Below are 21,768 nucleotides of genomic sequence, written 5' to 3'. Positions count from 1 at the left end.
CGTTTCTGTCAGGCCACGTATCGTCGGCGTCGGCTGATACACAGGCGTACAAATGGACCAAGCGGGCCGCTAACTACGGCAGTGACTACGCCGGTAACTAGGCGGGCAACGACAAGGTCGCCTGCAGGCCGCCATCGGCGCGGTTTGACAGCGCCAGGCTGCCGCCGAGCGCCTGCGCGAGCTGCTGGGCAATGGCCAGCCCCAGGCCGGTGCCCCCCGTGCCGCGATTGCGCGACGCTTCCAGCCGATAGAACGGCTGCATGACGCGTTCGAGCTCGGCGTCGGGAATGCCGGGGCCGCGATCGCGCACCGCGATGACGACCCCTCCGTCGCCACCCCGGGTCACCGCGACCGTGACCTCGGTGCCGAACTTGAGCGCGTTGTCGATCAGGTTGGTCAGGATGCGTCGCAGTGCCTGCGGGCGCGTCACGATGGGCGCGTCCACCTTGCCTTCGATGGCGATACATTGACCGCCGTCGCGATAGTCGCAGGCCATGCTGTCGAGCAACGCATCGGGATCGATCCGTACCGGTGTTTCGGCACCGCCATGCAGCGTGCGTGCATAGGCCACCCCTTCCCTCACGAGGTGTTCCATCGCGCGCAGATCTTCGTGCAGCTTGCCGCGCGTCTCGCATTTTTCCATCAGGTCCAGGCGCAGGCGCATGCGCGTGATCGGTGTCTGCAGATCGTGCGAGATCGCCGCGAGGATCTGGAGCCGTTCGGACAGGTAGCCGGCGATGCGCCGCTGCATCGCATTGAACGCGGTGGCCGCATGCACGACTTCTGCCGGACCCTGCTCCGGAATGCGATCCGCCTTGAGATCCGGTCCGAGCTTTTCCGCGGCCTGCGCCAGTTGCTTGAGCGGCCGCGTGACCAGCCGCACGGCGATCCATGCACAAGCGGCCAGCAAGGTCAGCTGGACGCAGAACAGGACCGGCAGCCACGTCGACAGCGCAATGCCGCCCGGCATGACGTCGATGGTCAGCGGGTTGCCGTCGGACAGGCGCAGGTGAACCTGCAGATGCTCGCGCGGCCCCGGCACCGCCATCGCCGTCACCGCGTAGCGATGATCCAGCGCCTGCGTGATGGCGGCGGCGGCACGCCGCGAGGCCGGGTCGGTGATCGGCTGGCCCGGTGCGCCGGTGCCGAGCAGGTAGCTGTAGTTGCCGCGCCGCAGTCGTTCCAGCCACATGGGTCGCTCACTGGCAGGCAAGCGATCGAGAATGGCCACCGACCCCGCCACGTCGAGTTCCAGATTGCCGAGCATCAGCTTGTTGGCGGCGTCCATGCGCTCGATCAGCACGAGCCCGAACGAGAGCCCCTGGGCCAGCGTCAGCCCCACCACGAGCACGACCATCAGCCGCGCGAACAGCGTGCGCGGCCACCAGCGCAGGGTATGGGTTGCGAGCTTCATGCGCGTGCCTCGCGGATTTCCACCGCGGACGAGAACACATAGCCCTCGTTGCGCACGGTCTTGATATAGCGGGGTTCGCGCGCATCGTCGCGCAGGCGCTGCCGCAGGCGGCTGACCATCAGGTCGATCGAGCGCTCGAACAGTTCGGCGTCGCGGCCCTGCGTCAGATTGAGCAACTCGTCGCGATTGAGCACACGCTGCGGATGATCGAGGAACGTGCGCAGCAGCCGATACTCCGCGCCGCTGAGCGCGACGATGACATCGCGCTCGTCGACCAGGTGACGAGCCGTGGTATCGAGCCGCCAGCTGCCGAACGACAGAATTGTGGCCGCCTCCGTCACCTGCAGGTTGGGCGGCAGCATGCGCGTGCGGCGCAGCACCGAGCGGATGCGGGCCAGCAGTTCGCGCGCCGCGAACGGCTTGACGAGGTAGTCGTCGGCGCCCATTTCCAGGCCGAGGATGCGATCGGTCTCCTCGTTGCGCGCGGTCAGCATCAGGACCGGCGTATGGCGCTTTTCGCCGGCCCGCAGGTCGCGGCACAGCGCCAGACCGTCTTCACCGGGCAGCATCAGGTCGAGCACCACAAGATCGACCGATCCCTTGTCGAGCGCAGCGCGCATCTGCTGGCCATTGGCCGCCAGCGAGACGCGCAGGCCCTGTCCTTCCAGGTAGGTTCCCACCAGTTCGCGAATCTCGCGATCGTCATCGACAACGAGGATATGGTCGGGCAAGGTCATGGCGGCTCCGCACAGCGGCGGTAATGCGCGGACACGCGCGGTGAGCGGATTATGTGACGGGCCGGACCGGCCCATGTATCGCCATGTATCTGTCGCTCGGCCCGACAAGAAACTTTGCAAAACCGGCGGTCGGCGAAACAGACGGGATACATCGCGTCACGCGCGAGTGACGCCGGGCGCCGAATGCTGACGGATGAGGAGGAATGGGGAGGGATGGGGAGGGGATGGGGCGGCGGGAAAGCTGTTCCCCCGTCGTCCACCGTCCCTGCGCCATGAGCGGCGCCGGGACGACATGATGTGCGTGCGACCGATGCGGGAATCAGGAACTCAGCCGAGCCGGATTTCAGCCGCGAGCCCGCCACCCACGCGATTGCGCAAGGTCAGCGATCCACCAATGGCGATGGCCAGTTGATGAGCAATGGCCAGACCGAGACCGGTGCCGCCGGTCTCGCGGCTGCGCGAGTGTTCGAGCCGCACGAACGGTTGCAGCACGGCTTCGAGCTTGTCCTCGGGAATGCCCGGGCCGCGGTCCATGACCCTGATCATCACCTGCTCCTGGTGGCGCTCGACCTCGAGCTCGGCCGCGCCGCCAAACTTGATGGCGTTGTCGATCAGGTTGGTCAGCACGCGCCGCAGCGCATGTGGGCGCGTGATCACCGCGCCGGAGGCATTGGCAAGGATGGTCACGTCCTTGCCGGTGTCCTGGTAGTCATAGGCCAGGCTTTCGACAAACGAACCGATATCGACGCGCGACGGCTTCTCGCTATCGCCCTGCGTCGTGCGCGCGTAGGCCAGCCCTTCCTGCACCAGGCGCTCGATCTCGGCAAGGTCGCTCACGAGTTTGCGCTTTTCGACCGAATCCTCGGCCATTTCCGCGCGCAGCTTCATGCGTGTGATCGGCGTTTGCAGGTCGTGCGAGATCGCGGCCAGAATCTGCACGCGCTCCTCCACGAACCTGGCAATGCGGTTGCGCATGGCATTGAACGCGGTGGCGGCATGTGCCACCTCGGTGGGCCCGGTCTCGGCCAGCGGCGGGCCCTTGGCGTTGGGGTCGAGCGCATCGGCCGCATCGGCCAGGGCCACCAGCGGACGAATAGACTGGCGCACCGCGTACCAGCAGCACAGGATCAGCAACAGCAATTGCGCCACCAGCACATAGGGCAACCATTGCGCCACCGGCGTCATGCGCGGATGGACATCGATGGTCAGCGGGCTGCCATCGCTTAGCGTCAGGTGGGCCTGCAGCCGTTTGCCCTCGTTCGGGATCGATTCAACGCGGACCTTGAAGCGCCCGCCACTCGCCTCGGTGATGCGCGCGGCGATATCGCGACTGCGCTGCGTGAGCGCCGGCACGCCGGGCAGGCCCGGGCCCAGCACGTACTGGTAGTTGCCGCGGTTGACCAGCGGCAACCATTGCGGCCGCTCGGCGGCGGGCAGGCGGTCGAGGATGGCGAGCGAGGTGGCCACATCGGTTTCCAGCGTACCGAGCATGACCTCGCGCGCGGACATGTAGCGCTCGTAGAACAGCACGCCAAAGGACATCGCATGCGCCACGATCAGTCCCGCCAGCAGGATCACGAACAGCCGCGAGCCGAGCGAGCGCGGCCACGGCCGCAGCCGCTGCAACAGCGCGGCCCCGCTCATTGGCGCGACTCTTTGATTTCTACTGGCACCGAGAACACGTAACCCTCGTTGCGCACCGTCTTGATATAGATCGGCTCGCGCGCGGCGTCGCCCAGGCGCTGGCGCAGGCGGCTCACCAGCAGATCGACCGAACGCTCGAACAGCTCGGCTTCGCGTCCCTGCGTCAGGTTCAGCAGCTGGTCACGGTTGAGCACGCGCTGCGGATGATCGACGAATACGCGCAGCAGGCGATACTCGCCGCCGCTCAGCGCCACCACGGTGCCATCCTTGTCGATCAGGTGGCGTGCGGTGGTGTCGAGATGCCAGTCGCCGAAAGCCAGCAACTGGCCGGCTTCGGTGATCTGCAGGTTTGGAGGCAGCATGCGCGTGCGGCGCAGCACGGCCTTGATGCGGGCCAACAGCTCGCGCGCGGCGAACGGCTTGGCCAGGTAGTCGTCGGCGCCCATCTCCAGGCCGATGATGCGGTCGGTCTCGTCGTCGCGCGCGGTCAGCATCATGATCGGCGTGGCCTTGTGCTTGCCGCTGCGCAGCTCGCGGCAGAGCACCAGGCCGTCGTCGCCGGGCAGCATCACGTCGAGCACGATCAGGTCGACGGCGTTGGTCTCCAGGAACTGCCGCATATGGCGCCCGTCCGGCGCCATCGTCACGCGCAGTCCGTTCTTGGTGAGGTACGTGGAAACCAGTTCCCGGATTTCCCGGTCGTCGTCGACGATAAGGATGTGATCAACATGCGCGTCCATGGAGTCTGCCTGGCGGAATGAATGAAGATGGCCTGCGACGCATTGTATTCGTTTGTATCCGCAATGTTGTGTATCGCAATGTATCCGGCGCCCGTCCGGGCACACTGGCTTACGAACGCGACCGCCGGCGACACATCGCGGATAAGCGCGCGCGGTCTCATGGCGGGCATGACCAACGCAGCCCGAGGACACCGATCATGACTCTCCTGCTTCTTGCCTTTGTGGGCGGCGCACTGACGATCCTGAGCCCCTGCATCCTGCCCGTGCTCCCCTTCGTCTTTGCCCGTGCCGGGCGGCCTTTTGCCACCAGCACGCTGCCGCTGCTGGCCGGCATGGCGCTGACCTTTGCCGCGGTGGCCTCGCTGGCCTCGGTGGCGGGCGGCTGGGTGGTGCATCTCAACGAGTACGGGCGCATCGTCGCGCTGGCGCTGCTGGCAGCATTCGGCATCGCGTTGCTGGTGCCGCGCCTGGCGGATGCGCTGGCGCGCCCGCTGGTCGCCCTGGGCAATGGGCTGAGCCAGCGGGCCGGCGGCATGGCGTCCACGCGGGCATCCGCCTCGGCATCCCCCTCCACCGCCGCCAGCGTGCTCGGCTCGCTGCTGCTCGGCATTGCCACCGGCATGCTGTGGGCGCCTTGTGCCGGGCCGATCCTCGGCCTCGTGCTGACCGGTGCCGCGCTGCAGGGTGCTAGCGCCGAGACCACGCTGCTGCTGACCGCCTATGCCGTCGGGGCCGCCACCTCGCTGGCGCTCGCGCTGGGACTGGGCGGTCGTCTGCTGGGACCGATGCTGCACGGCGCCATGCGCCGCTCCGCGGGCGTGGCACAGCATCTGCGCCGGGGCCTTGGCGTGGGCGTGCTGGGCGGCGTGCTGGCGATCGGCTTCGGCGCCGATACCGGCGTGCTCGCACGCCTGACTGGCGACCGCACCGGCCGCCTGGAGCAGGCGTTGATCGATCATCTGCATGCGCGCCGTGACGCCGCGCCGGCAAGCAACGGCGTGCTGCTGGCCGCCAACGACATTCGTACCGACATGAACCAGGGATATCGCAGTGCATTGCCCGTGGAGGGCGAGCTGCCGTCGCTCGACGGCGCGGTCGCATGGCTGAACTCGCCGCCGCTCACGCGCGAGCAATTGCGCGGCAAACCCACGCTGGTCTACTTCTGGACCTACTCGTGCATCAACTGCATCCGCACGCTGCCGTATCTGCGCGCATGGGCCGCGAAGTATCCGGACCTGCAGCTCGTTGCCGTGCATACCCCCGAGTTCGCGTTCGAGAAGAAACTGGACAACATTCGCCGTGCCCTCGCCGACTTCCGCATCGGCTTTCCCGTCGCGGTGGATAGCGACTACCGCATCTGGCGCGCGTTCCACAACAGCTACTGGCCGGCCGCGTACTTCGTCGATGCACGGGGCCAGATCCGCCACCACCAGTTTGGCGAGGGCGACTATGCGCGTTCGGAACAGGTCATCCAGGCCCTGCTGAAGGAAGCCGGCAGCGCGTCGGTGGCACGCGATACGGTCACGCCCGACGCCAGCGGCGCGCAGGCCGCGCCCGACCTGGACAACGTTCGCTCGGGTGAGACCTATCTCGGCTACCAGCAGGGGTCCGGCCTGGTCTCGCCAGGCGGCGTGCGGCCAGACGCGCCGCGCGACTACGCGGCCGGCACGCCGCGCCTCAATCAGTGGGGGTTGCAGGGCAACTGGACGGTCGGCGCCGAGCAGGCCACCGCGAACCGCGCGGATGCCGGCATCGTGTTCCGCTTCCGTGCCCGCGACCTGCACCTCGTGCTCGGGCCGGCCGCCGATGGCAAGGCCGTGCGCTTTCTCGTCACCATCGACGGCAAGGCGCCCGGCAACAGCCATGGCGCCGATACCGATGCCGCCGGCAATGGCGCGGTCACGGCCACGCGGCTCTACCAGCTGGTGCGCCAGGCCGGCGACGTCGGCGAACACACGTTCGAGATCCGCTTCCTCGACCCAGGCGCGCAGGCCTACGTGTTTACCTTCGGCTGAGCGCGGCCCTTCCGGTTGCTTTTATCGCTGACCTTTGATCGCTGACCTTTGATCGCTGACCATGCAGACCAGGAGCATTGCCATGAAGTTATATGCCAACGAAGTTTCCTCGGCCACCTCGCGCGTCCGCATCGCGCTGGCACTCAAGGGCCTCGCGCCGGAGGTGCTGCCGGTGTCGATTTTCGGGCCCGACGCCGAGAACCGCCAGGCGGGATACCTCGACGTTAACCCGCAGGGGCTGGTGCCGGCGCTGCTGACCGAGAACGGCACGCTGATCACGCAGTCGCTGTCGATCGTCGAGTATCTCGACGAACGCTATCCGCACCCTGCCCTGCTGCCGGCCAATCTGGAGGCGCGCGCATTTTCCCGCTCGGTCGCGCTGGCCATTGCCGCGGAAATCCATGCACTGGTGCCGCCGCGCGTGGCCGCGCGGCTCGGCACGCTGGGCCTCGACGCGCCTGCCATCGGCGAGTGGAACCGCCACTGGATACGTGAAGGGCTGGGCGCGGTGGAAGCGTTGCTGCGCACACGCCATGCACGCCAGCCCGGCCGCTTCGTCGCCGGCGACACACCGACGGTCGGTGACATCTTCCTGTTCCCGCAGGCGATCAATACCGAGCGCGCGGGCCTGCCGCTCGACCAGTGGCCGCATGTGGCCGCGATCGTCGAGCGACTGCGCGAGGTGCCGGCGTTCCGCGCCAACGCGCCCGCCCCGCGCAAGTAGCGCAGGGCGCCGCGCCGACGTCAGATTCGGCATATAGCGATTATTCGCGCGTTGCCCGCGGTCTACTGTGGGCCTGAGGGAGCAACCTTCGGCCACCTGATGGAGCGCGCGAATGAGCCTGACCTGCCTGAGCCGGCTCACCGGCCTCATCCACCTCACAGGGCTCACAGGGCTCACCGGACTCACCGGTCTTACCCGCCTCACTTGCCTCGGCCTGTGCGCGGCACCGATGGCTGCGTCGGGTGCTTCCTGCATCTACGCTGACGATCCGTCCTTTCCACTCAAGGCGTGCCTGGAACCGGGCGAGATCCTGAATCTCGACAGCCTCGCCATGGACAAGGGCACGCTTCAATACCCGCTGGCGAAGATCCGCGTCGACGACGGCGACGAACTGCTGATCGGTGACGTGCCGGATTTCACCCGGCATATCTGGCGCGTGCGCAAGACCACTAGCGCATCGGAGCTCGCCCATTTTGGCGCGAGCCGGATCCACGCCTCCGTGGTCTGGCGCCCCCCCGCCGCGTGTCTGTTCGGCAAGGCAAATGCCACGGAGAAGCGCCTTTGCATTCCGGCGGGAGAGCGTGTGGAAGGGCTGTCGGTGCCGGGCCGGCGGGTTTCCTATCTGCAGGTGCCGGGGTCCTTCAGCGCAACGGCATTCACCGGCGTCGGCGACGGCGAGCGGCAGGTCACGCTGTACCGCGACACCAGCATCGTGGAGCTGCGCAAGCTCCGCCTGGACCGGGCCATCCGCGCGGTGCAGGTGGCGCGGACCCGCGTGAACTGCAGCACATGGTGCCCCCTGCCCTCGTCAGAGGCCTACGACCTGCCGGCCATCTTCGGCAAGTACTGGTCCGAGGATGCAGGCGCCGTGGCCATGGCATTGCTCGTGTTCCGCATCGACAAGGAGAGCAACCTGCGGCTGCAGCTCGGCAATATCGCGCGTGTGCATTTCCACGACGGCAATGTCAGGGTGACCGCCGGCACGCAGCCCGCTCCGCTGGCCAGCCTGCCGATCCGGGACCGAAATCCGTTCGCGGTGATCGGCATGGCCTTCTTGCCCGGCATGATGCTTGCGATCCAGGTGTACCTGCGTGGCACCGACCAGGTCTACCGGGCAGGCATGCCCATCCTGCAGCTGCCCTGGGGCAACACGCCGGGCGATATCCTGTCGATTCGCAATCTGTCGGAAACGCGCGCTGCAGCGCTGGTCGAGTTGACGCTGGCAGTGGCGCAGCCCGGCAGTCGCGTCGTGCGTGAAGTCCCCTGCGGCGATCTCCATGTCCTGCCCATCCAGACCTGCGCCTCGCCGGCGGGTCCGGCGCCGACGCCGACCACGCCGCCGCTGCCGGCGTCGATGATCCATATCGCCGGTCGTCCGGCGACTCCGTTGATTGCCGGTCGTCCGGCGACGCCATTGATCGCCGGTCCAACCAAGGCGCTCCCTGCCCCGGCACAACTGTCGCGCACCGTGCGTGACGTGCATGGTCCCGCGGCATTGTATGCGGCAATGCGCGTGTGCCGCGTACCGATCGACTTCGTCCTCCATCCGCGCATGCGGCGCCACCCGGGCAATCCGGCCGACCCCGGCGCCTGCATGGCGCGCGTCAAGGAACTCATCGCGCTTTATCAGACGCTCTTTCCGGGCATGTGGACGCTCGCGCAGTTCCGCGCCATCATCGAGAGCGTACTGCAGCGCGGTGCCACGGGCGTGCCGGCCGTGAGCCGCGAGGACGAACGCCGCTTCATCGACGTCGTGCAGCGCCCCACCGGCACCGCCGACCGGCGCCTGGCGGACGCGGTGGCCGCCTTTCACCTTGCCAATGTGCTGCAGACCTATGCCGTGGTCCGCCGTCTCGACCTCGAAGCCGCGGCTACCGAGGCCGCAACCGAGGCCGGTGCAGCGGCGTGCATCGCGCCGCAGGACATGATGCGGCCGATGTCTTTCATGCGGATCGGACTGCTCGGCAGCTACCGGCTCGATATCGACGAGTATCGTCCGATCGTCGTGGTCCCGCGCATGCACCGGCAGGGCCGGGACGAACCGGTCGACAGCCCGTTTTCCCTCGAGATCATCAGTCCGCACGACCACACGCGGCTGGCTTCGTTGCGGCAAACGATGCAGGCGTGGGCCTACGACTACCTCCACCACACGGCACCGGCACAGGACGCGGCCGATCCCGCCGCCGCGAGTTGCCCGCCTGTCGGCGACGCCGGCACGCCGCGCGACGCGCGCATGGAAACCGTCTACACCCGTCGGCAGTTTCTCGCCGCGGCCGGCAATTCGATCGCGATGGGCATCGAGGACGCCGCCCGCGAGGACGACGAGCACAGCATCTACCTGATCGCGCGGCTCGAAGGACGCCCGGTCTCGGTACTGGCGGCGACGCTGCCGCCGGCCCGCGCCACGCCACGGGAGGCCCGAATCGACTTCGTCGTCAGCGCACCGTTCAACGTGCTGTTTCCGCTCGTGGACGGTGCACTGCGCGGCGGCGGCGCCTATGTGCTGCACGCGTTCGTTCAACTGGCGCGCGCGCGTGGCGTGACGTCGATCCGCGCCGAGGCCGCCACCGACGTGCCGCTGCTGGAGTCGGGGCGCACCGGCTTCAGGATCGTCGACGACGGGCAACGCTGACGACCGTGCGGCGTCCTTGGCGGCGACCGTGCCACGGTGATCGCCGCGCTGTCGTGCCATGCACGCCGATCACGTCGGCGACGTGCGCCGGGCCGATGCAAGCAGCCTGGCCCAAATCTCGCGGTTCGACCACATACCGGCCTGACCGTGCTGCCTATGATGATCCGGGAATCTAGGCGTACCGGATCAGGAATCGTCAGCATGGCTCCATTTCGACTTGCCCGCGCCGTTCGTCTGCTGCGGATCGCCATCGCGAGCGCGGCATTGGGCTGGATCGCCGGGCCGGGCATCGTGCACGCCGACGCCTGCGTATTCGCCAGCAAGGGAGGGGTGCCGCCACGGCTATGTGTCGCGCCCGATGGTGAACTCGATCTGCATCAACTCGCGCAACAGCGCGGGCTTGTCGAGTTTCCGGTGCGGCGCATCCAGCTAGATGACGACGCCCTGGTCGCGGTCTCGTCGGGTGCGCGGTTCACCGGGCGCATCCGTTATCTTTCCCAGTCGACCGATAACGCCGGGCTCGCCCGGCGCGGCCTGCCCTTCGGCAATGTCGGCTCCCTCAAGCTATTGCCGACCGCATGCGTCTTCGAGGAAGACGCGTTCCAGGGCAAGCGCATGTGCTTTGCGCCCGGCCAGCTCATCGACCGTCTGCCGCCCGGCCTGGACCATGCCATCTCGTCGATCCGCATACCGTCGTCGCTGAGCATGCGGGTCCTTACCGCACCCGCCACGCGCACGCTCCCCGTCACGCTGCGTCGGAGCCGCACCGCCGTCGAACTTGCCGCGCTCCGTGCCCACGATGCGATCCGCGCGCTACAGGTGACGCGCACCTCGCTGGCATGCACGACGGACTGCACGATTCCCGCCGGCGACGCGTTCGACCTCGCGGCAGTTTTTGGCGGCTACTGGAATGCCGACGATGAGGACATCCCGCAGTTGGCCTTCACGTTCGACGTCGACGCGGACACCCGCGCCGTTATCGAGTACGGACCGGATCTGTTCATCAGCATGGTCGGGACTGGCGCGAGCGCGCTGCCCAACCTGTCATCGCCGCGGAAGATCGCCACGCTGGAGCCGACCGCGGCGGCGCGATACCTGACCGTAGCGCTTTCCTTTCATGTCGATCAGGCCGTCGACATCCAGCTGATCCAGCATGACGCACAGCACCAGCTGCTTCATGCGACCGCGCCTGCTACCGTGCCGTGGCCAGCATACCTGGCCGACACCGTATCCATCCGCAACGCCACCACCGCGCGCGTTGCCAGACTTGCGAACATCCTGTTCGGCGTGGCGCATCGATCCAGCCGGCACGCGCGCGGCGTCCGATGCAACGACATCCCGATCTTCGCGGTGGTCAACACGTTATTTCATCTCTGCGAGCCGGCCCCGCTTCCTTTGCCGGCAGCGCCCGCCGTGGCGGCGGCGCACCAGGATTTCCTGGCGCTGGCGGGCGCTCCGCTTCCGTCCGGGCGCAAGACGATGGTGAGCGGCCGCCTACGTGCCGACGTCGACGTCATGCAGCTGGAACGCACCATCGCCGACGGCCGCAATCCCTTTGCGGTGCACGCCGCCGCGCGCGTCTGCGGAGTTCCGCTTGAATCGCTTGCCGGCGTACGCCGGCGGCGGCAGACCATGGAGCAATCACCGCCGTCGGCCGCGCGGCCACCGCCGCCGACTCCGCCGCAGACGCGTTGCATGCCCCGCGTCGCCGACATCGTCACGCTGTACCAGCAACTGTTTCCGGCCCGCTGGGACTTGGCCTCGTTTGGCCGCATCGTCGACCAGGCGCTCGGCAGCGGCACCACCGGCGTCGCCGGGGTCAATGCCGGCCTGGAAGCCCGCTTTGTCGCCGCCGTGCGGAGCCAGACCGGACCCAACGATACGCGCCGGGCAGACGCGCTGCGGGCGTTCCGCCATGCCGATGTGCTGCAGCGCTTTTCGCTCGCGCGGACCATGGACCTGGCCACGCATGCCGCGCGCGCCGTACCCGCGGCGGAGCTGCTGAACACGTGCGGGGCGGATGCCGATGCCGCGGCCCTGAGGCGGCGCGGAGTACTGGGGCTCTATCGGCTCAACCTCCGCGACTATGTCCCGCGCATCGTGATGCCCCTGCTGCGGCACGGCGACGGCTGGCGCATCTCGCACGAGCCGTTCACGGTGCAGCACCTCCATGCCACGCAGACGGAAGCGCTGCGGGATATTGCCGAACTCATGCGGAACTGGGCCCGGCAATACCTCACCCTGCCCGCGAATCAGGCGGAGCTGGACAATGCACGGGCGCTGTCGCCGTGCGCGCGCAATGCCTACGGCAATCGCGATTTCCTGGCGGATGCGGGCGCATCGATCGCCACCGGCCTGGCGGAAATGATCGAGGAGAACCGCAAGGACGCCGAGTATGTGGTGGTGAGCTTCCGGGGCAAACCGGTGGCGGTCCTGCTCGGCACGGTGCCGGCACAGCACTCGCTCGTCGCCGAGGTCGACCTCGTCGTGAGCGCCCCGCCCAACGTACTCGCGCCGTTGCATGAAGGGGCCATCCGCCGCGCCGGCTCCTTTGCCCTGCACACCTTCCTCGGGTATGCGGCCGGCCGTGGCATGCAGGTCGTGCTCGCCGACGCGGTCAGCCTGCCATCCGCACTGGCCAAGCAGAATGCGGGCTTCCGCCTGGTCGACGACTTCGACGATGAAGACATGGTCTACGAAGACCGCAGCGACAGTTCCAGTGGCGAGCGCGATGGCGGCGGCAGCCGGGCCGGCTCCTGAAGCGCGGGCCGCGGCGCTATACTGGCCGTCTCGATCACCTCTGCGACGCCCGACATTTCCCATCTCCAACGGTCAGGCGTCCTCACCCATCGGGAAGGGCCCACCAAATTGGCTGACCAGGATCTGTCCAGGCTGAAAATCGACCGCCGTACCGGCGCGGCAAGTACCGCGGCGAGTACCGGAGCAAAAGCCAGCGCCAGCGCGACTGTACCGCGCCGCCGGCGCCCGTGGCTGCGCAACACGATCATCGCCGTGGTCGTGCTGCTGTTGATCGGCATCGGGTTGCGCCTGACAAGTCCGCAGGCCGTGACCACCGCCACCGTGACCAGCGCCTATCCGACGCAGAACTACACATTGCTCAATGCCACTGGCTACGTCGTGCCACAACGCAAGGCGGCCGTGGCCTCCAAGGCGCAGGGCCGGCTCGAGTGGCTCGGCGTGCTGGAAGGCTCGCGCGTCAGGAAGGATGAAGTCATCGCCCGCCTGGAAAGCCGGGACGTGGAAGCGACGCTGGCCCAGGCCACCGCGCAGGTGGGAGTGGCCAGGGCCAATCTGGCCCTGCAGAAGGCCGAACTCAGCGATGCCGAGATCAATCTGCGTCGCTCGCAGATCCTGCTGGAGCCCAAGGCCATCTCGCAGGCGCAGTACGACGCCGACCTGGCCCGCGTCAACAAGGCGCGTGCGTCCGTCAGCAACGCCACCGCGGCGATCGCCTCGGCCGAGGCCAATGCGCGCGCGGCGCAGGTGGCGGTCGACCAGACCGTGATTCGCGCGCCGTTCGATGGGGTGGTGCTGATCAAGCATGCCAACGTCGGTGACAACATCACGCCGTTCTCGCAGGCGTCGGACACCAAGGGCGCGGTCGTGACCATCGCCGACATGGATACGCTGGAAGTGGAAGCCGACGTGGCCGAGTCCAATATCGCGCGAATCACGCTCAACCAGCCGTGCGAGCTGCTGCTGGACGCGCTGCCGGACATGCGCTTTGCCGGTCAGGTCTCGCGCATCGTGCCGACGGTCGATCGTTCCAAGGCGACCGTGCTGGTCAAGGTCCGCTTTGTCGACCGGGACCCGCGCGTACTGCCGGACATGAGCGCCAAGATCGCCTTTCTCTCCAGGCCGGCCCCACCCGAGGACCGCAAGCCGGTGGTCGCCGTGCAACCGGCTGCCGTGGTCACGCGCGACGGCAAGCAGGTGGTCTTCGTGATCCGCGACGGCAAGGCGAGTGAAGTGCCGGTGACCACGGGCGCCAAGGTGGGCGATCTGATTGCCGTGCAGGGTGTCAAGGTGGGAGATACGCTGGTACTGTCGCCCGACGACAAGGTACGGGACGGGACCCGCGTCACCGCGGCCAGGAAGTCATGAGCATGCCAACGTTGCGGGGAGTGCGCGCATGACGACGCCGCTGGTGGATATCCGCCACGTTGCCAAGTCGTACCGGCGCGGCGCACAGATCGTACCGGTGCTGACCGATATCTCGCTGGAAATCGCCGAAGGCGACTTTATTGCGCTGATGGGGCCGTCGGGCTCGGGCAAAAGTACCCTGCTGAACCTGATTGCCGGCATCGACCGGCCGGACAGCGGCGAGCTGCTGGTCGACGGGCTCGATATCACGCACTTGCCGGAAGCCGCGCTGGCGGACTGGCGGGCCAGCCATGTCGGCTTTATCTTCCAGTTCTACAACCTGATGCCGGTGCTTACGGCATTCGAGAACGTGGAGCTGCCGCTGATGATGACGCGCCTCCCGCGCGCGGAACGACGCGCGCGCGTGGAGCTCGTACTCGACATGGTCAACCTGGCCGACCGCATGGATCATTACCCCTCCGAGCTGTCAGGCGGCCAGCAGCAGCGCGTGGCCATTGCACGTGCCTTGATCACCGATCCGATGCTGATCGTCGCGGACGAGCCCACCGGCGACCTCGATCGCGCGTCCGCAACCGAGATCCTGAGCATGATGCAGCGCCTGAACGGCGAACTCGGCAAGACCATCATCATGGTGACCCACGATGCCCAGGCCGCCAATGCCGCACGGTCGCTCGTCCATCTGGAGAAAGGCGAGCTGATGAAGGGTGAGTTATCCAGGGGCGAGTTGCCGAAGGGCGACCCGACGAGCGGTAACCCGGCCCGTGGCCAACTGCATCCCTGAGGCGGCACCAGCCATGTACGGGCTCAAGCTGATTTCCCGCAATCTGACGCGCCACAAGCTGCGTACCTCGCTGACGCTGCTCGGGCTGGTGATCGCCGTACTCGCGTTCGGCCTGCTGCAGACCGTGGTGGACGCCTGGTACGCCGGCGCCGCGGCGGCCTCGAATGCGCGCCTGGTGACGCGCAATGCCATCTCGCTGGTGTTTCCGTTGCCGCTGAGCTACGAGAACCGTATTCGCGGCGTGGAGGGGGTAACGACCATCGCGCGCTCCAGCTGGTTTGGCGGGACGTATCGCGATCCCAAAAATTTCTTCGCCCAGTTCGCGGTCTCGGACAACTACCTCGACCTGTACCCGGAGTTCGTGCTGCCGCCGGCACAGCGCGTGGACTATCAGCGCGACCGCAAGGGGGCGCTGGTCGGCCGGCAGCTGGCGGACCAGTATGGGTTCAAGGTCGGCGATGTCATTCCGCTCAAGGGCACGATCTATCCCGGCACGTGGGAGTTCGTGGTACGTGGCATCTTCGAGGGCCGCGATCCGAGCACGATCACGCGCACGATGATCTTCCACTGGGATTACCTCAATGAAACCGTGCGCAAGCGTGTGGCGCGCCAGGCGGACCAGGTCGGCGTGTTCGTCATCGGCATCGACAATCCCGACGACGCCGCGACGATTTCCCGCAATGTCGATGCGGTGTTCAAGAACTCGCTGGCCGAGACACTGACGGAAACCGAGCAGGCGTTCCAGCTCGGCTTTGTGGCGATGTCCAACCAGATCATCGCGGCCATCCGGCTGGTGTCGTACGTGGTGATCGTCATCATCATGGCGGTCATGGCCAACGCGATGGCGATGAGCGCACGCGAACGCACGGTCGAATACGCCACGCTCAAGGCGCTTGGCTTCGGGCCGGGGTTCCTGGCGTTGATCGTGTTCGGTGAATCGATCCTGCTGGGCATGGTGGGCGGCGCGCTCGGCATGCTGGCCACGCCGCCCATGGCCGCGTTCTTCAAGCAGGCCGTGGGTGGGGTCTTTCCGGTATTCAGCGTGTCACCCCAGACCATGCAACTGCAGGCGCTGTGCGCCCTTGCAGTGGGCGTGGCGGCAGGCGTGGTGCCGGCCATCCAGGCCGCGCGCGTGCGCATCGTCGAGGGCCTGCGGGCCATCGGCTGACGGGCAACGGCATGGCGATTCCGGTCAGCTACATCGCACGCAACCTGTGGGCGCGCCGGCTCACCACGGCGCTGACCGCCGGCGGGCTGGCGCTGGTGGTGTTCGTCTACGCCACCATGCTGATGCTCGATGCCGGCCTCAAGCAGACACTGGTGACCACCGGCGAGCAGGACAACGTGGTGGTGATTCGCAAGGGCGCGGAGACGGAGATCCAGAGCTCGATCTATCGCGACCAGGCCAGCATCATGGAGATGCACCCGGCGGTAGCGATCGGCGGCGATGGCCGCCCGATGTCGTCCAAGGAGGCGGTGGTGCTGTTCTCGCTGAACAAGCTCGGCTCCGACAAGGCCTCGAACGTGGTGATCCGCGGCGTCTCCCCGATGGGCGTCGCGCTGCGCCCGCAGATCCACCTGGTGGCGGGCCGCATGTTCCGGCCAGGGTCTTCCGAGATCATCGTCGGCAGCAGCATCGCCAAGGGCTTTGGCCATACGCAGATCGGCGACCACCTGCGCTTTGCCCAGCGCGACTGGACCGTGGTCGGGCATTTCGATGCCGGTGGCAGTGGCTTCGATTCGGAAATCTGGGGCGATGTCGACCAGCTCATGCAGTCGTTCCGCCGTACCAATTATTCCGCCATGGTGGTGCGCCTCGCACGCAGCGACATGTTCGAGCGCTTCCGCGCCGATATCGATGTCGACCCGCGCCTGGCCAACGAAGCCAAGCGCGAGCAGACCTTCTACAGCGACCAGTCGCGCGCGCTGTCCACCTTCATCAATATCCTCGGCGTCACGCTTACCACCATCTTTTCGATCGCCGCGATGATCGGCGCCATGATCACGATGTATGCGTCGGTGGCCAATCGCGTGGCGGAGATTGGCACCCTGCGGGCGCTCGGCTTCAAGCGCATCAACGTGCTGGCGGCGTTTCTGCTGGAGGCGATCCTGCTTGGGCTGGCCGGCGGCATCGCCGGCCTGTGCGGGGCAGCGCTGATGCAGTTTGCCTCGTTCTCGACCACCAACTTCCAGACCTTTGCCGATCTGTCGTTCCGCTTTCTGCTGACACCGTCGGTCTTCGTCAAGACGCTGCTGTTCTCCATGGCGATGGGCCTGATAGGCGGGTTCCTGCCCGCGTTGCGGGCGGCGCGCATGAATATCGTCGACGCGTTGCGGGCGCGCTGAAGGGCCGGACGCGGGCGTGGCCGGCCACGCCGGGGAGGCGGGCGGTGGTCGTCAATGCCAGGCGCTGCCAATCTGGATGTAGAACGCGTTCTGATCGCGGCTATGGGCAACATCGATGCCCATCGACAGGCCGAGCTTGCGCGCGATCAGATAACGGAAGCCGGTGCCGACGCTCGCCACCGTGCTGGCATCGCTGAAGCTGTACCACCTGCCGTACGCCCGGCCCACGCCCGAGAATGCCAGCAATGACCAGCGTGGCGTCATATCCCAGCGCAGTTCGACCTCCGCGACCACCGCGTTGCGGTCCTGGTAGCGGCCCTTCTGTACGCCACGGAGATCGACGAACGGCTGCGCGTAGAACGGGATATCACCGCTGGAGAAGCGCGTGTCGGCACGTAGGCCGAGGATCAACGTGCGTGCCACCGGCAGCCAGGTGAAGGCGCGCGCGTCGTATGTGTCGAACGACTGCGTACTGCCAAAGCCGCCGCGCGCGAATTGCATCTCCACTTCGGCATAGACGCCCCGGCCCGGATAGAAGATGTTGTCGCGCGTATCGTAGTCCAGCACGACGCCACCCTTGCCGATGCGCTGGTCCTTCTCGATGCTACCCAGCTCGGGCGCACCGTTGCCGCGGAAGGTCGCGCTGGAGTCGAACAGCATATAGCGCGGGCCGAGGTACCAGGGCGAGTTGCCGAGCCGGAACAGCACCTGCTGCAGCAGCGCCACGCCGCGCAGCGCGTACGCGCGCGGCTGGTTGCGCAGGCCGAAGTAGTCGAGATTGGCGTCGACCTTGGCGAGTGCGCCCAGGTAGCGGATGCTGTCGCCGCGCCAGGTATGGAAGTGCGCAAGCCCGGCGCCCCAGGTGCCGTTCTCCGTGTAGGCGCCGCCGATGGCCGTGATGTTGGGGGGTGTCAGTCCATGGCTGGAGGCTCTTGTGCTTGCCGCCGCCTCGGCCATCGATTGCGAGAAGAACATCAGCCCGAGACCGCCACCGTAGCCCACCGCCGGCTCGGTAATCACTGTGGGCACCACCAGGGCGCCCTTGTGATGCAGCAGATAGTCGCTCGTATCGAAGGCGCCGTCTTCCGGATCGATGAACGACACCGGCTGCTTGTCGGCCGCGATGGCCGCCTGCATGACGCATGATGCCAGCGCGGCAATGACGGACGTGTGGGTGCGCATGTGGGTGCGCATGTGGGTGCGCATGTGGGTTCGCATCTGGTTGCGCAGGCGGACGCGCACCAGGAACCTACGGCGCGTCGGGGGCGATGGCGGCATCGATGGCGCGATCGAGGAGGAGAGCGATCGCAGGATCGATGATAGGAGCAAGCGCGGCATCGAGCGATCATCCGGCGAGCGTGTCGATAGCCGCAGGTTAGCCGAGCCCGCGGTGCGCCGTTCTGAAGAATTCTTCGTGTCGATATGAAGCTTTTCGCGGGCAAGCGCAATACATGACTCTGTATTTCGCTAAACAGCGAATGAGACGACTCTGATTTTTGTGTCGGTGTGTGTCTGCGCGCACCAAACCCCAACATTCCGGCGCAGAATCGTTCTCACATTTTGACGGAGTCAATGACTCCATTTTTCCTTGGAGAGGTCGATCATGTCGAACACGCCTGAGATGCTTGAGATGCTTCATCCCGCCATCGCCACGAACGCTGCCGACGCAACGAGCGCCGCCAGTACCACCGATGCACGCGTTGCCCCCAACACCGCCGGCACCACTGCCGCAACACACGAGCCGCCGGTCGATCACGCCGAGGCGGAGGAACAGTGCGAGTACGTCGCGTCGACGTGCGGCGCGGTAACGGTGATGGTGCGCAAGCCCAGCGCCGAAGAAGTCGAGCGTGGCGTCCAGGAAAGTGCCGTCGTGCTCCAGGCGTTTGTCAAACGGCTCGGTACCGCCGGTGTCAAGCTGAACTTCGGCGACGATGTCGCTCTCTTCGTCGCCGACCCGGTCGATCCTTCCCGCGTTGTACGCATGTGGCACGGACGAGCCGAGCGCGGTCAGTTCATCGGCGACACATTCACGCCGGAGGTCGTCTCGGCATGACCGATGTTTCGATGAACCAGACGTTGGACGCCGACGTCCTTGCAGATATCTGCTCGAGGAGTTGTGGCAAGCCTTTGGCAATCATCGTGGCGGGCCATAACGGGGCTGGCAAATCCACCATGTGGTACGAGTGTCTTGCCAGCGACCTCAAAGTGCCGATGATCAATGCAGACCGCATGATGGCTTCCATCCTGCCTCCGCCCGATGGGCAAGGCGACCTGCCATCCTGGGCCATTCGACTGCGCGACACCGACGCCAAATGGATGTCTGTGTCACAAAAAGGTGTGGAGAGCTTTACGGCTCATGCCACGGCGCAGCAAGTGCCCTTTGCAATCGAAACGGTTTTCTCGCATTGGCGCAGGCGATTTGACGGTAGCTATGCAAGCAAGGCCGAGCTGATCAAGACGCTTCAAGCCGCCGGCTACTTTGTCGTGCTGACCTTCGTGGGACTTTCCAATGCGACACTGTCCTGCACGCGCGTCGCCCTAAGGGTATCGCGAGGCGGTCACGATGTCGCGCAGCGCAAGCTCGTCAGTCGCTTCAGTCGTACCCAGCAGGCCATTCGCCATGCGATACCAATCGCCGATGCGGCAGTGCTCGTGGATAACAGTCGCGACCCGTCGCAGGCTTTCACGACGAGCTATGTGAGCCTCGGCAAAGACGTCCTGTATGACATCCGCGCTGAAAAGGATCCTCCCGCCGAGATCCGCGCGTGGCTGGATGTCGTGGTACCGTTCTCCGACAGGCCGCCCGCCAACGCATCGAATGGCGCGTCAGGCAAGGGGGCGCAAATGCACTAGTACGCCTGTACGCACAAGCCCGACGCACAGAGGGTGCGGCCGTCATTGGCCGTGCCCCTTTTTTGTCCGGCGCCCCCCTATTCGGGCTCTGCTTGACTGCCTTGCCCTTAGTGCCTGCTTCCAGCCACTGCTTGCAATCCGTGTTCCACTCTTGTGGGCACCCATCGACTACGTCGCGCGGCAAGGGTTCCGCTCCCGTCATCATCCAATCTGATGATGACGGGAGCCGTTGCGACTCACGCTCGGCGTGCCGCGCTCCGGGGTACATCTCTCGCCGCACCGTCAGCGTGGAACCGGACCCGCGCCACGCGCTCGGAAGGTAACGCCAGCACGCGACTACCTGGCCCGCCGTGGCAGCACCGGTGGCACCACGCCTTCCACACCCACCAGCCCCAGCACCGTGGTCGTCGCCAGTTGCGCGCCTTCCCATGCATTGGCCGGATCAAACCACTCGTCGCGCGAGTGCGAGCCGCCCGCCTTGCCGCCGCTGCCAAGAATCACGGCAGGAATACCGAGCGACATCGGCACATTGGCATCGGTACTGCCGCCGCGCAGCGCCGGCTTTTCCTTGCTGTTGCCGCGAATGACGCGAATTGCCGACTGCACGATCACGGAATCGGTCGGCGTCTGTCCGGCGGGCCGGTCACCGATCAGGGTCTTCTCGAACGTGATCTGGTTCTTGGCCTCGGCCGACCAGCGCTGGTTCTCCTCCTTCACGCCAGCCTCGATCGCAGCCATGATCTGCTTTTCGGTCTCGAGCAAGGCAGGTGTGCCATTCGAGCGGATATCGATCGCCATGCGTGCGTCGCCGGCAATGGCATTGACCGACGTGCCGCCGCCCACCGTGCCGACCGTAAAGGTGGTCTTTGGGTCCGTCGGCGTACGCACATCGCTGATCTTGCCGATGGCCCGCCCCATCGCCTGGATCGCGCTCGGCAGGCCGAATGCACCGAAGCTATGACCACCGGGCCCACGGAAGGTAACTTCATAGCGATGGCTGCCGGTCCCTTGCGACAGCACGCTCGCCCCGGTACCCGGCTCCAGGCCGACCATGCCATCGATATCGGGATAGGCGCGGAACAACGTCTTCATGCCACGCAAGTTGCCGAGTTCCTCCTCGCCCACGTTGCCGACGAAAATCAGGTCGCCCGTGGTGCGCACGTTGTTGTCGTTGAGCACCTTGATCATCGACAGCAGCACCGCGAGGCCACGTGTGTCATCGGCAATGCCGGGCGCATAAAGTTTGCCGTCGCGCGCCTTGACGGTGACGTCTGTGCCTTCCGGGAACACCGTATCCAGGTGCGCGGAGACCACGAGCTTCGGCCCGGTGCCGGTACCCTTGCGGATGCCGATGGCATTGCCTTCGCTGTCCATATGCGCATCGGACAGCCCCAGCGCCTTGAGCCGCGACAGGAAGTATTCCGCGCGCACCTTTTCCTTGAACGGCGGCGCCGGAATCTGCGTGATCGTCTTCAACTCACCGAGCGTCCGTGCATCGTCGGCCTGGATATCGGCCAGCACCTTCTTCACCACGGGCGCTGCCTCCAACTGCGTGTAGGCACTGTCAACCGCCGGCGATACGGATGGCACCTGCAATCCCTGGGCACTGGCCGTGGTGCATGCCAAGGCAAGCGTGGCCAGGAGAATGGAAGCAGAACGGTGCATGGATGCACCAGAACAACGACGAACTTTCATGGGGGCTGAAGTTTGTGTAAGTACCGCATGAAAAATCCACGCCGTCGGCGTGGAGCCTTCGG

Annotated in this window: 17 protein-coding genes; 11 read left to right on the top strand and 6 right to left on the bottom strand. The window is 66.5% G+C overall.

The features are described from left to right. Positions 1 to 97: 97 nt before the first annotated feature. From DFLDMN_RS14215 to DFLDMN_RS14200, 4 genes are all read right to left on the bottom strand, one after another. Complete coding sequence (locus DFLDMN_RS14215; RefSeq protein ID WP_423195570.1) at positions 98 to 1,414, bottom strand: ATP-binding protein; 1,317 nt, start codon at positions 1,412 to 1,414, stop codon at positions 98 to 100. Next, the gene (locus DFLDMN_RS14210) at positions 1,411 to 2,151 is read right to left on the bottom strand and encodes a response regulator (RefSeq protein WP_423195569.1); all 741 of its coding nucleotides are present in this window, start codon (positions 2,149 to 2,151) and stop codon (positions 1,411 to 1,413) included. The genes DFLDMN_RS14215 and DFLDMN_RS14210 overlap by 4 nt, the downstream gene beginning before the upstream one ends. A gap of 327 nt (positions 2,152 to 2,478) precedes the next feature. After that, a complete protein-coding gene (locus DFLDMN_RS14205) occupies positions 2,479 to 3,795 on the bottom strand; it encodes a sensor histidine kinase (RefSeq protein WP_423195568.1) in 1,317 nt (438 codons plus the stop codon). Further along, on the bottom strand, positions 3,792 to 4,535 hold the full coding sequence (locus DFLDMN_RS14200; RefSeq protein WP_423195567.1) for a response regulator: 744 nt from the start codon (positions 4,533 to 4,535) through the stop codon (positions 3,792 to 3,794). Before DFLDMN_RS14200 ends, DFLDMN_RS14205 begins: the two co-directional genes overlap by 4 nt. Positions 4,536 to 4,732: 197 nt before the next feature. Between DFLDMN_RS14200 and DFLDMN_RS14195 the strand changes: the two genes are divergently transcribed. The 8 genes from DFLDMN_RS14195 to DFLDMN_RS14160 all read left to right on the top strand — a co-directional run bounded on the left by DFLDMN_RS14195 (position 4,733) and on the right by DFLDMN_RS14160 (position 17,158). Then, complete coding sequence (locus DFLDMN_RS14195) at positions 4,733 to 6,550, top strand: cytochrome c biogenesis protein CcdA (RefSeq protein ID WP_423195566.1); 1,818 nt, start codon at positions 4,733 to 4,735, stop codon at positions 6,548 to 6,550. 82 nt (positions 6,551 to 6,632) lie between these two features. Beyond that, positions 6,633 to 7,274 (top strand): maleylacetoacetate isomerase, encoded by a 642-nt coding sequence (gene maiA / locus DFLDMN_RS14190; protein ID WP_423195565.1) that lies wholly within the window; start codon positions 6,633 to 6,635, stop codon positions 7,272 to 7,274. Positions 7,275 to 7,386: 112 nt separating this feature from the next. Further along, complete coding sequence (locus DFLDMN_RS14185) at positions 7,387 to 9,906, top strand: hypothetical protein (RefSeq protein WP_423195564.1); 2,520 nt, start codon at positions 7,387 to 7,389, stop codon at positions 9,904 to 9,906. A gap of 201 nt (positions 9,907 to 10,107) precedes the next feature. Beyond that, entirely contained in the window at positions 10,108 to 12,666 is a 2,559-nt protein-coding gene (locus DFLDMN_RS14180; protein ID WP_423195563.1) for a hypothetical protein, read from the top strand. A 108-nt stretch (positions 12,667 to 12,774) separates the two neighbouring features. Next, positions 12,775 to 14,031 carry an efflux RND transporter periplasmic adaptor subunit gene (locus DFLDMN_RS14175; RefSeq protein WP_423195562.1) on the top strand — a complete coding sequence of 419 codons (1,257 nt, stop codon included), beginning with the start codon at positions 12,775 to 12,777 and terminating at the stop codon, positions 14,029 to 14,031. A 28-nt stretch (positions 14,032 to 14,059) separates the two neighbouring features. Then, a complete protein-coding gene (locus tag DFLDMN_RS14170) occupies positions 14,060 to 14,812 on the top strand; it encodes an ABC transporter ATP-binding protein (RefSeq protein ID WP_423195561.1) in 753 nt (250 codons plus the stop codon). A gap of 13 nt (positions 14,813 to 14,825) precedes the next feature. Then, complete coding sequence (locus tag DFLDMN_RS14165) at positions 14,826 to 15,980, top strand: ABC transporter permease (protein WP_423195560.1); 1,155 nt, start codon at positions 14,826 to 14,828, stop codon at positions 15,978 to 15,980. 11 nt (positions 15,981 to 15,991) lie between these two features. Next, a complete protein-coding gene (locus DFLDMN_RS14160) occupies positions 15,992 to 17,158 on the top strand; it encodes an ABC transporter permease (protein ID WP_423195559.1) in 1,167 nt (388 codons plus the stop codon). A gap of 51 nt (positions 17,159 to 17,209) precedes the next feature. Here the strand turns inward: DFLDMN_RS14160 and DFLDMN_RS14155 are convergent, their stop codons facing one another. After that, positions 17,210 to 18,295: a BamA/TamA family outer membrane protein gene (locus DFLDMN_RS14155; protein WP_423195558.1), complete on the bottom strand. Its 1,086-nt coding sequence runs from the start codon at positions 18,293 to 18,295 to the stop codon at positions 17,210 to 17,212. On the opposite strand from DFLDMN_RS14155, the gene DFLDMN_RS14150 reads away from it, so the two are divergent. The 3 genes from DFLDMN_RS14150 (at position 18,294) to DFLDMN_RS14140 (ending at position 20,011) form a co-directional block, all read left to right on the top strand. After that, on the top strand, positions 18,294 to 18,584 hold the full coding sequence (locus DFLDMN_RS14150) for a hypothetical protein (protein ID WP_423195557.1): 291 nt from the start codon (positions 18,294 to 18,296) through the stop codon (positions 18,582 to 18,584). The genes DFLDMN_RS14155 and DFLDMN_RS14150 overlap by 2 nt on opposite strands. Positions 18,585 to 18,761: 177 nt before the next feature. Further along, a complete protein-coding gene (locus tag DFLDMN_RS14145) occupies positions 18,762 to 19,211 on the top strand; it encodes a hypothetical protein (RefSeq protein WP_423195556.1) in 450 nt (149 codons plus the stop codon). Continuing rightward, entirely contained in the window at positions 19,208 to 20,011 is an 804-nt protein-coding gene (locus DFLDMN_RS14140; protein ID WP_423195555.1) for a zeta toxin family protein, read from the top strand. The genes DFLDMN_RS14145 and DFLDMN_RS14140 overlap by 4 nt, the downstream gene beginning before the upstream one ends. A 336-nt stretch (positions 20,012 to 20,347) precedes the next feature. On the opposite strand, the gene DFLDMN_RS14135 is transcribed toward DFLDMN_RS14140, so the two are convergent. Then, entirely contained in the window at positions 20,348 to 21,676 is a 1,329-nt protein-coding gene (locus DFLDMN_RS14135) for a M20/M25/M40 family metallo-hydrolase (RefSeq protein ID WP_423195554.1), read from the bottom strand. Positions 21,677 to 21,768 lie beyond the last annotated feature (92 nt).

The sequence above is a fragment of the Cupriavidus sp. H19C3 genome (assembly GCF_049393815.1).
In the GTDB taxonomy this organism is placed as follows: Bacteria; Pseudomonadota; Gammaproteobacteria; order Burkholderiales; family Burkholderiaceae; genus Cupriavidus.
This window is presented reverse-complemented; position numbering and strand designations above follow the sequence as displayed.